Origin of the sequence: Bifidobacterium jacchi, from assembly GCF_009078285.1 — a bacterium.
Taxonomy (GTDB): Bacteria; Actinomycetota; Actinomycetes; order Actinomycetales; family Bifidobacteriaceae; genus Bifidobacterium; species Bifidobacterium jacchi.
In genome coordinates this window covers 1-10,466 of record NZ_RQSP01000053.1, presented here as the reverse complement: position 1 = coordinate 10,466, position 10,466 = coordinate 1, and the positions used below count along the sequence as shown (strand labels likewise).

Here is a 10,466-nt window from a genome sequence, read left to right as displayed (position 1 = left end):
GGTTTATCAGGGATTCGCGTTGCGTGGATCGTACTCGATTGGTTGCCAATTGGCAACCAATATGCCAGCTGGGCGACCTCGTCGCGTACTTCACGCTTCGAACACCCACCTGTTCCTCCCCATCGGTCGGTCAGGTGTTGCAACGATCACTGGAACCCGCAGGTGCTATGCGAGCCGACCGGCAAGCCAGCAGACTGCGCGCACAGCCGTCGCTGATTGCGGATCGAGATGGCCCGCGAAGCGGGACTGAGGGGTAGTGAATTCGTCAACGAACCTCTGACACATGTCACTAGCGCAAGGTTTTCTCGGGGAAAACCCTGATCTCGAGAAAAGCTTGCGCTGCGCAGCCCGTTTGCGCAAGAGATTCTCGAATCCAAGGCAAATCCCGAGAAAACCTTGCGCTACGCAGCCCGTTTGCGCAAGAGATTCTCGAATCTAGGGCAAATCCCGAGAAAACCTTGCGCTAATCGCTCGGTTAGCGCAAGGTTTTCTCGAGCTCGGGACTCTTTTCGAGATTATCTTGCGCACGGCAAGCGCCGACCGACGGCGGCCGGCGGGTTTGCGCGGCATTGCCACGCCTGTGATCGCCAGACCCGCCCAAGCGGGTGGGGATGTGGGGTCAGCGCAGATCGAGGATGTGATCGGCGATGCGCATGGCGGAGGATCGGTGACTGACCAGCACGACCGCCGTGTGGCGTTCGGAGCTCAGCAGATCAATCGAGCGAAGAATGACCGACTCGTTGAACGCGTCCAGACGACTGGTCGGCTCGTCGAACAAGGCGAGATCTGCGTTGCGCAGGAACACACGAGCCAAACCTATGCGCTGACGTTCGCCTTCGGAAAGACGATCTCCGAGCTCTCCGACGCGCGTATCGAATCCATCCGGCAGCGAATCGATGAGATCCAGCACCGATGCCTTGCGACACGCCTCGCGCAGAAGATCATCCAGCGCACGGTTATCCAGCGCACGATCATTCGGCACAGCGGAAGTCTCTCGCGACGATTCCTCATTGGAGAATCTCGCAGCGGGCGGCTGCGCAACGGCGTCTTTCTGAACCGACGCCTTGTCAACGGGCGATTCTTCCGCAGCGGTCTTCTGCGCGTTGCTCTTCTCAACACCAGACTTCTCCGCCAGAGACTTCTGAGCAATCGCCTTCTGCGCAGGTGCTTGTTGCACCGTGGGGTTCTCTCCAGATTCGCGAGGAAGCTGTTCATCAGGCAGTGCGATGAGCAGATTGTCTCTGATGGTTCCGTCGAACAATGCCGTCTCCTGACTCATCATCGTCTGCACACGACGACGATGATGCGCATCAACAGAGGGCAACGGCGTCTGCGACAGTGTGACGACACCGCTGCGAGGGTCCCAGTAGCGCATGAGCAGCTTGAGCATCGTGGATTTGCCCCGACCGGAAGGCCCTTGCACGCCCAGCACTCCGTTCTGAGGCACGTCAAGGGTGAAATCGTCAAGCACGTTGATGCCAACACCCTCTTCGTCGCCGCCCTTTCCACTGAGACGCTCTGCATCCATGCGTTCCAGGCCGACCTTGCCATCGCCCTTTGCCGCATCGAGCTTCGTCACATTGGAATTGGCTGCTTTGGACTTGTCGGTTGGATAGGCGAACGTCACGTGCTCCATGCGCATGCCCTGATACGAGGGCGTCGCCGTTCCATGCTCCTCGACTGCGGGTGTCTCATCCATCAGCGCGAACAGGCGTCGCGCCGCGGCGAACGTCTGAGTAAGGTTCGCGGGCAATGCGCTCAACGCAAGCGTGGGGCCGAACGATCCCGACAGCAGCGTGAATGCGACCACAGATGCTGCGGAAACGGCCGGATCGATCCCGGCAGCCGCGCTTTGCCACACGGCCAGCACAACACCGGCAGTGGTAAGCGCCATGACCAGCACCATGCCGACGCCCGCGAATCCACCATTGACACGGCTGAGTCTCGCATGCTCATCCCACAGGCTTCTTGTGCGAGACACGATGTCGGCTGCACGCTCCTCGCCACGGCCGAAGCCAATGATCTCTCGAAGACCGCGCATATCGTCAAGCACGCGATTGTCCAGCGAGGAGGCCTGTCGACGGATGTTCGGGCCGAGACCACGAACGTTGACTGCGAAGAACCTGGGCACGATCACGCCGATCACCAGATGTGCGGCGATCAGCAACAGCGCCATCGGCGGGCTGAGAGTCACTGCGCATACCGCGAAGATCACGGTCGTGGCGATAGCGATCGCGACCGGCGAGATCGTGTGGGCGAAGAAGATCTCCAGCAGTTCCACATCGGTGGTGATCAACGCGATGAGATCGCCCTTGCCTCGACCGGCGAGCTTGGCGGGCGCGAGACGCCGCAGTGCGGCGAACGACCTCGATCGGAACAGGGCAAGCAGCCGGAAGGCCACATTATGATTGCAATACTGCTCCACATACCGCATCACACCGCGCAGGATCGCGCAGACCACCATCAGCGCGACCGCAACCGGAACACTCATTGCCCAGACCGGATGCCCGGCAAGCGCCAACAATGCCGCCACACCGAACACCGGAAGCATGGTGGCGGCGATATGACCGACCGTGCCAGCAACGACCGCGGCGACCATAATGCCCGCCAATGGCTTCGCGATACGCAGCAGACGAGGAATCACACTGCTGACGCCACGGTCACCGTCAGCGGTATCGGAGCCCCCAGTCGTGTTCCGTGCTTTTCCACCATCCCCACGCTCATCGTCGGCACCGTGCGTTCCTTCGGCTTTGGGCAGCCGATCACCGGTCAAGGTCTCAGAATCCCCCGCCACGCCGGAGCGAGCCAGATCAACATCGGTTCGTCCGACCTGTTCGATCTCCTGCTGGGCATGGTAGAGACGGGCATAGTCGCCATGCATCGCCATAAGCGCCTCATGGGTTCCAGCCTCCACGCTGCGGCCGTGATCGAGGACAACGACCGCGTTCGCCTCGGCGGCGTTGGCCATGCGATGCGTGATCATGATCACCGTTCTGCCGGCATCGGCGAGATCGCGAATGGCCGCCAGAATCAGCGCCTCGCTCTCCACGTCGACGCTGCTGGTCGCCTCATCGAACACATAGATCGCACTGTCGTGCAGCAATGCGCGCGCAATGGCGATGCGCTGACGCTGACCGCCCGAAAGATTCGCGGCATCCGGCTCGATCACCATGTCCAACCCTCCGGACTGGGCATGCACGAAATCGGCGATTCGAGCGCGCTTCAGGGCATCCCACAGACGATCATCGAGACTGTGACGACCGGCATGCGATGCCTCGTCGGAAGCCACCGAAACGGGAAGCGCCATCATCAGATTGTCACGCAGCGTGCCGGCGAACAGATGACTGCGCGCGCCGACAACGGTCACTGCCTGGGCAAGGGACGCGCTCGAGATGCCGTTGATCTCATGACGATGACGGGCCGGCGACTCCACCAGACCAAACTCCGACTTGAATCGGGTATCCGTCAGCGTGATCGAGCCGCTATAGCCGGTCAACGTGCCCGAGATCAGAGCTGCGGCCGTGGACTTGCCGGAGCCGGAAACACCGACGATCGCAAGCACTTTGCCGGGTTCCGCTCTGAACGATACGTCCGCAAGCGCAAGCGCGGGCACTGCAGACGGCTCCCCCTCTCCCGCGGCAGACGCAGAGCCGTGTGAGCCACCCTGACCATTCTGACCGCTTGGTGTGTTCGCGGCACCGGAATTGCTGGAATGATCACCGTATGAGAACCCGACATGGTCGAATTCGACCGTGAACGCCGGCACCGCATCAGTGTGCGCATCATTGTTGACGCTCTCGCCGTGACCACTCTCACTGTGATCGCTCTTTTCGCCCCCAAGATTCAGGACTTCGCCATCATGCGAGGGTTCGGGCGCATCAAGCAGACGGAAGATGCGCTTGGTGGACGTCATGCCGTTCATCGCCACATGGAAATACGAGCCGAGCTGGCGCAGCGGAATGAAGAAGTCCGCCGATATCAGCACGATGAAGGTCACGCCGGCGAGCGTCAACGAGGAACCGCCACCCATATTCGACACGCCTGATGCATACCGCCACAATGCCACGCCAATGCCTGCGGCCGTACCGCCATAGGCGACGAGATCCATCGACGAGAGCGATCTGAGCTGTATCTGCAGCACACGCATCGTCATGACGCGGAAATGCTCGGCCTTCGTGTCCATATCGCGCGCGGCGCGCTCGTCCGCATCGAAGATCTTCAACGTCTCCAAGCCTTGGATGTCGTCAAGGAACGTGGCGCCCATGTCGGTGTAGCTCACCCAGTATTTCTTGAACATTCTGGATGCGCTCATCGCCACCAGTCCCACAATGAGCACGATGAGCGGCGCGCAGATCAGCAGCGTGGCCGCAGTCGGAACATCAACCGGGAACAGCACGGCGAACAGCGTGATCGGAGCAAGCAGGGAGTAGAACAGCTGCGGCAGAAACAGCTCGAAGAAGCTCTGAATCTGCTCAACGCCCTCCCCTGCGGACTGCACCACATCGGAGGTCTTGACTCGGCTTGAGTATGAGGGACCCAGCCTGAGCATCTTGCGATACAGGCTTTCACGCAGCCCGAGTTTGACGCGCTCGGCGGCTTCGATGCCAAGCCCTGCGGCAAATCGCGTCATCAGATAGCGGACAAGCGCACAGGCAAGAAACACCGACGAATAGATCAGCACCGTACGTGCATCAGGCGCCTCACCCAATCGAATCACCGGAAGCAGGCCATGCAAATGCACGATGCCGCCTGCATCCGAACGCACCGCGCCGTCAGCCGAAGCGTCAAGATCGTACAGCACACCCGACAGCAGCGACACCAACGCAGCCACAAACGCCACATTGGCCAGCAGCGACACCCACATGCACGCCACCTTGCCGACCACCAACCGGCCGATGCCAGGCGCCATGCCGAACAGTCGTTTGTCGATCATCAGATCCTCCCCACCGACACCGCGCGGCAATGCACCGCACATAACCTCCGCAACCATATCAAGCGCATTACGCTTTGACCATAGTTCAAATGTACATATTTCAATTGTTGTTGCACTCAATAGTACTTTTGTACGAATCTTACATCGCGGTATGGTCATTCGCGTCATTGCGCGCGCCCTGCCGACTTCGACTGCCGTCAAGCGCTTCCACCGAGCAACATTGCCCGCAAACAGCAGTCCCGTCCGTAGCCAGCATTCCGCTTCAAGCGGAACCGGTGGCATAGCCAGCGAATTGCAAACACAGGGCAGCAGACACCGGTCACGTCAACACTCACTGCACCGGTCACGGCACCGGCCCACGACAATGATCCACGACAATGGCAAGTTGGTTGCCGATTGCCGGATTTCGCGCTCATTTTCGGCGCTTCTGTCGTTATCGTAGGTGGTGGTCCGTTGCTGAGCCACTGGGATAGTAGGGGAAGGGCGCTTTTCAGGCAGGGCGCTCATCGGGCAAGAAGAACCATGGAACTTGCGCCTAGTGGCGTCCCTGCTCTGACTCCCCTTCTGCACCTCTCTATCTTTTCTCGCTTGTGCTTCCTTTGCGCACTTCCTTTGCGCAAGGATTTTTCGGGATTTGCCCGGAGTTCGTAGAATCTTTGCGCTAGGTGGTGTCTTAGCGCAAGGATTCTACGAAGTTCGCCTTCTTTCCGAGAAATCCTTGCGCTAGCGGCCCCCGTTGCGCAAGGATTTTACGAGATGGCCGTTTTCCCCGAGAAATCCTTGCGCTACAGACACGCTAAAGACACTGCGCTACAGCAGTGTGCTGTCTCGGGACATGGTTGCGCTAAGCAGCGCCCCTCTCTCGTTCCTCTCTAGTGCCCAACCTGCGTGCCCCACTATCTACCCACGAAAACAGCACAAGTCTCAGATTTTCAAATGAGGCACCTCGTTGGCAACCAATACGCCATTGCAGAACACGCTATACCGATAACGATGGCGATGCCGATGCCGAGCTCTCTGCCCCCCCGTCTCGCCGGCAGACTCGCGCGTTGCCCGCAACGACAAGAGGCCGGTTCGTAATCGACCTGCGACTACGAACCGGCCTCCCACGGTGAAGCTTGCGCCAGTGTTGGCGCTGAAGCTGAAGCTCCGCCTAAATCCTTGCTTAGCCCTACTTAGCTAAGCCATACTTAAGCGCTCGCCTCAGTCCTCACTAAGCCCTCACTTGAGCGAGGCGCGCTCCTCCTTGGAGAGCAGCACCTTGTAGTTGAACGAGCAGTACACGGCGAAGAGCACCACGATGAACATGACCGCGACACCACCGATCTGACCGAAGCCATCGGCAGCAGCGCCCACGATCGGCGGGAAGACGGCGCCGCCGAACAGACCCATGATCATCAGAGCGGAGATCTCGTTCTTGCGATCGGGGTGCACCAGCATTGCGCGCTCCATGTACAGCGTGAACATGTTGGAGTTGCCGAGGCCGCACAGGCACATGGCAACGTAGTAGACGAACGGCGACATGCCGGTGCCCCACAGCGAGTAGGCGCCCATGAGCACCATCGAGAGCACGAGCAGCAGCGTGGAGATGCGCAGGCCGGCCTTGTTGCTGATGCGGCTCAGCACGTACACGCCGCCGAGGCTGGAGACGGCACGGGACGCGTAGTAGATGGTGTTGAAGCTCGCGGCGGCGGCAGGAGTCCAGCCGGTCATCTCGGCGAGAATACGCGGACCCTGGGCGTTGACGCTCACATCAATGGTCATGTGCATGATGATGCCGAAGAAGCACAGCAGCACGACCGGGTCCTTGAGCAGGCTCAGGCAGCCGCCGATGGTGGTCTTCGTATCGGGGTTGACCTCCGGCTCGTCGATCTTATCGGCCGACAGCAGCACGTAGATGACGACGCCGATGACCAGATACAGCACGTAGACGAGCCACCACTTGCCGAACGCAATGGCGAACCAGCTGACGATCAGCGGGGTGAGCAGCGAGGTGCAGGCCTTGATGCCCTGGCCGATGTTCAGGGTTGCGGCGAGCTTGTCGCCGTGCGCGAACATGCCCAGCAGCGGGTTCAGGGAGACCTGCATCAGCGTGTTGCCGACGCCGAGCAGCACGAACGAGATGACGAGCAGCACGAAGCGAACCGGGTTCTTGTCGGTGTCGAAGAACGCATAGCCGACGATCGGGAACGCCATGGCGAACAGCGTGACGAGAATGGAGACCAGCACCGTCTTGCGGCGGCCGATCTTCGACATCAGCACGCTCGTCGGCGCGGAGAAAATAAGGAACCAGAAGCACGCCATCGTCGTGAACAGGTTCGCGACCGTGTTCGACAGATCGTACTCCGGCTTGACATAGTTCGTGGCCGTGCCGACGAAATCAATGAAGCTCAGCACCAGGAACGAGGCCATGACCGGGAACATGGCTGCCCGGCCCAACGCCTGACCGCGTGACTGCGATTCGTCACTCATTGTCTCTCCTTCTATCAGATATTCGTCACATCCCGCTGTTTCGCCACTCGGCAGCAGCGAATCTGCGGGCATGTTTTGTGAGCGTTCTCATTGCGCTCACAACAGCATACCCCCAACGCGCGCGACACGCGAGGCTTCATCGAAGATATGTCGAAACTGGCGGTCTCAAGCCATTTCCAGCCCTCTGACCAATTCCACAGTGCATTATATGCACGCTTGGAGAGCAAACTACCATGACTCGATTTTTTGCCTACAGCATAAAAATCCGTCTCCAAAACATCACATCTCCGTGAGCGCTAACATTGGGAATCGCGACAAGATCCAGGCCCTGCCCAATGCAGATCGCAGGATCGCGACCGAGGTGCCCACAAAAGCGCCCAGTACAAAAGGAGTTTGATTATGGCTGTAATGACTGAATTCACCACTGATCTTCAGCATTCCGGAATGGTTTCCAAGGATCTGGATGCCACCATCGACTACTACGTCAACAAGATCGGCTTCAAGCTCGTTGGCCGCTACCCGTTCGGCAACAACCAGCACGTCGCGTTCCTTCGCTACGGCCACCTGACCATCGAGACCTGGGACGGCGAAGAGGCCCCGATGAAGGCCGGCGCCATCAACCACTGGGCGCTCGACGTGCCGGATGTCGAGGCCGCCTTCGAGAACGCCAAGGCTCTGGGCCTGAACCTCAAGGACAAGGAGATTCAGGAGATCCCGACCTTCTGGGAGCACGGCATTCGCTACTTCAACGTCATCGGCATCAACGGCGAAACCCTTGAGTTCTGCCAGATCCTGAAGAAGTAACATCTTCTTTTCCATTCGCATAGGGCCGGCGTGAATCACCGCGATTCGCGCCGGCCCTTTTGCATGTGCAGAAGGCCGCATGCCGGTCAGCACGTGCGGCATTGTGCAACGCCGACAAAATCAATCATCGCAATTCGTGCAGTCGGACAATACACGACAGTCTACGGTGGCGTAAGTTGGCAGTCAATACGAAAACAGCGATGCATGGCGGCAGACGACAGCGGTCTGCCGCCGCATCGCAGCACGCCGCCAGCACACCGGCAACCGGCGCAAACGGCGCCAGCGGCAGCGACAGCAGCCGACAGCAGCCGGCCGCGCTGCCGACTACACCGCCGCCGACTAAACCGCCGCCAGCTACACTGCCGGCCACAACAAGGAAACGGAACCGACCAGCAACCATGCGAACCGAATACACCACCCCCGGCACGATCGTCGTGCGCGACGACGAAACCCTCTACTCACTGCTCACCGACCGCGTCAGGCGCACCGGGGAGGACACCGTCATCGCCGCGCGCAAAACCGGCCCCGGGCACTGGCAGAACATCACCACCGGCGAATTCCACAACGCCGTGCGCGACGCCGCCAAGGGACTGATCGCATTCGGCATCGACAAGGGCGACGCCGTCACCCTGTTCTCCGCGACCCGCTACGAGTGGGGCGTGCTCGACTTCGCGCTGGCCGCCATCGGCGCGGTGAACGTGCCGATCTACGACACCGACTCCGCATCGCAGGCGGAACGCATCCTCAACGACTCCGCCGTGCAGCTCGCCATCGCCGACGACCGCGAGCGCTACGACCGGCTTGATTCCGTCAAAGACCACTGCCCCTCGCTCAAGCGGCTCCTGATGATGGACGGCAACGCCCTCGGCGCACTGCAGGGATTCGGCGTCGGCGTGTCCGACGAGGAGCTCGACGCGCGCATCGCCTCGGTCAAAGCCGACGATCTGGCCACGATCGTGTACACGTCCGGCTCGACCGGCGCACCCAAAGGCGCCGAACTCACCCACCGCAACTTCCTGTCGATCGTGCGCGCCGGATACGAATGTCTGCCGCAGATGATCTGCGACAACCATCCCCGCCTGCTGCTGTTCCTGCCGCTCGCGCACTGCTTCGCGCGCTACATCCAATACTGCTCGATCGGCTCGGACGACGGCGTGGTCGGCTATCTGCCGGATACGAAGTCGCTGCTGCCGGATTTGCGCTCGTTCCAGCCGACATATCTGCTCGGCGTGCCGCGCGTGTTCGAAAAGGTGTACAACGCGGCATCGCGGCGCGCCGGAACCGGATTCAAAGGACGCATCTTCGCGCGCGCCGCCGCCGCGGCACGCCTGTGGAGCCGCGACGAGCAGGCCGGGCGCGCGCATTCCGCCAAGGCGATCGCCGAGCGGACGACGTTCGAGACGCTGGTGTATCGCACGGTGCGCGGCGCGCTCGGCCCGCGCATCCGGTACGTGGCCTGCGGCGGCGCACCGCTCGACCCGGATCTCGCGCACTTCTACGCGGGCATCGGACTGCCGATGATCCAAGGCTACGGTATGACCGAAACCGCCGCCCCGTTCACCGTGACCCGCGTCGACGACAATGTGATCGGCACCGTCGGACAGCCCGCGCCCGGCTCGTCGGTGCGCATCGCGGACGACGGCGAGCTTCAGGTGCGCGGCGCGAACGTGTTCCGCGGATACCATAATCTTCCCGACAAGACCGCAGAGGCGTTCACCGAGGACGGCTGGCTGCGGACCGGTGATCTCGCGTCGATCGACAATGACGGACGCGTGACGATCACCGGGCGCAAGAAGGACATCATCATCACCGCAGGCGGCAAGAACGTGTCGCCGATCCCGCTCGAACAGGAGATCGCCAAATGCCCGATCGTCGAGCATGCGGTGGTGGTCGGCGATGGGAGGCCGTTCATCGGGGCGCTGGTGACGCTTGACCCGGAAGGGCTGGCCGCATGGCTGCCGACGCACGGACTCGCCGCCGACACGCCGCTGCGCGACGCGGCCCAGCTGCCGGCCGTACACGATGAGATCCAGCAGTATGTGGACAAGGCGAATGCGACCGTGTCGCGCGCGGAGTCGGTGCGCAAGTTCGTGGTGCTGGGCGATCGGTTCACACAGGACAACAAGTGCCTGACGCCTTCGCTCAAGGTCGTGCGCCCGGCCGTCAATCGCGTGTTCGCAAGCGTGATCGACCATGAGGTGTACGCCGGCAAGCGGTGACTGCTTTTTTGGGAGCGGCTCGGCGGGTTCGGGGGCTC

Annotated in this window: 3 protein-coding genes and 2 pseudogenes; 2 read left to right on the top strand and 3 right to left on the bottom strand. The window is 61.1% G+C overall.

What is annotated here, in order from left to right:
- Positions 1–619: 619 nt before the first annotated feature.
- The 3 genes and pseudogenes from EHS19_RS11790 to EHS19_RS09595 form a co-directional block, all read right to left on the bottom strand.
- A pseudogene (locus EHS19_RS11790) lies at positions 620–1,471 on the bottom strand (ATP-binding cassette domain-containing protein); the annotation flags it as partial.
- 141 nt (positions 1,472–1,612) lie between these two features.
- Positions 1,613–4,933, bottom strand: a pseudogene (locus EHS19_RS09600) (ABC transporter transmembrane domain-containing protein); the annotation flags it as partial.
- Between the two features lie 1,221 nt (positions 4,934–6,154).
- Positions 6,155–7,405 carry an MFS transporter gene (locus tag EHS19_RS09595; protein ID WP_151917534.1) on the bottom strand — a complete coding sequence of 417 codons (1,251 nt, stop codon included), beginning with the start codon at positions 7,403–7,405 and terminating at the stop codon, positions 6,155–6,157.
- Positions 7,406–7,813: 408 nt separating this feature from the next.
- Here EHS19_RS09595 and EHS19_RS09590 point away from each other — a divergent pair, with 408 nt between their 5' ends.
- Together EHS19_RS09590 and EHS19_RS09585 are read left to right on the top strand one after the other, a co-directional pair.
- Positions 7,814–8,209, top strand: a complete 396-nt coding sequence (locus EHS19_RS09590; protein WP_151917540.1) for a VOC family protein — start codon at positions 7,814–7,816, stop codon at positions 8,207–8,209.
- 398 nt (positions 8,210–8,607) lie between these two features.
- A complete protein-coding gene (locus EHS19_RS09585; RefSeq protein ID WP_151917533.1) occupies positions 8,608–10,428 on the top strand; it encodes an AMP-dependent synthetase/ligase in 1,821 nt (606 codons plus the stop codon).
- The last annotated feature ends 38 nt before the right edge of the window (positions 10,429–10,466 follow it).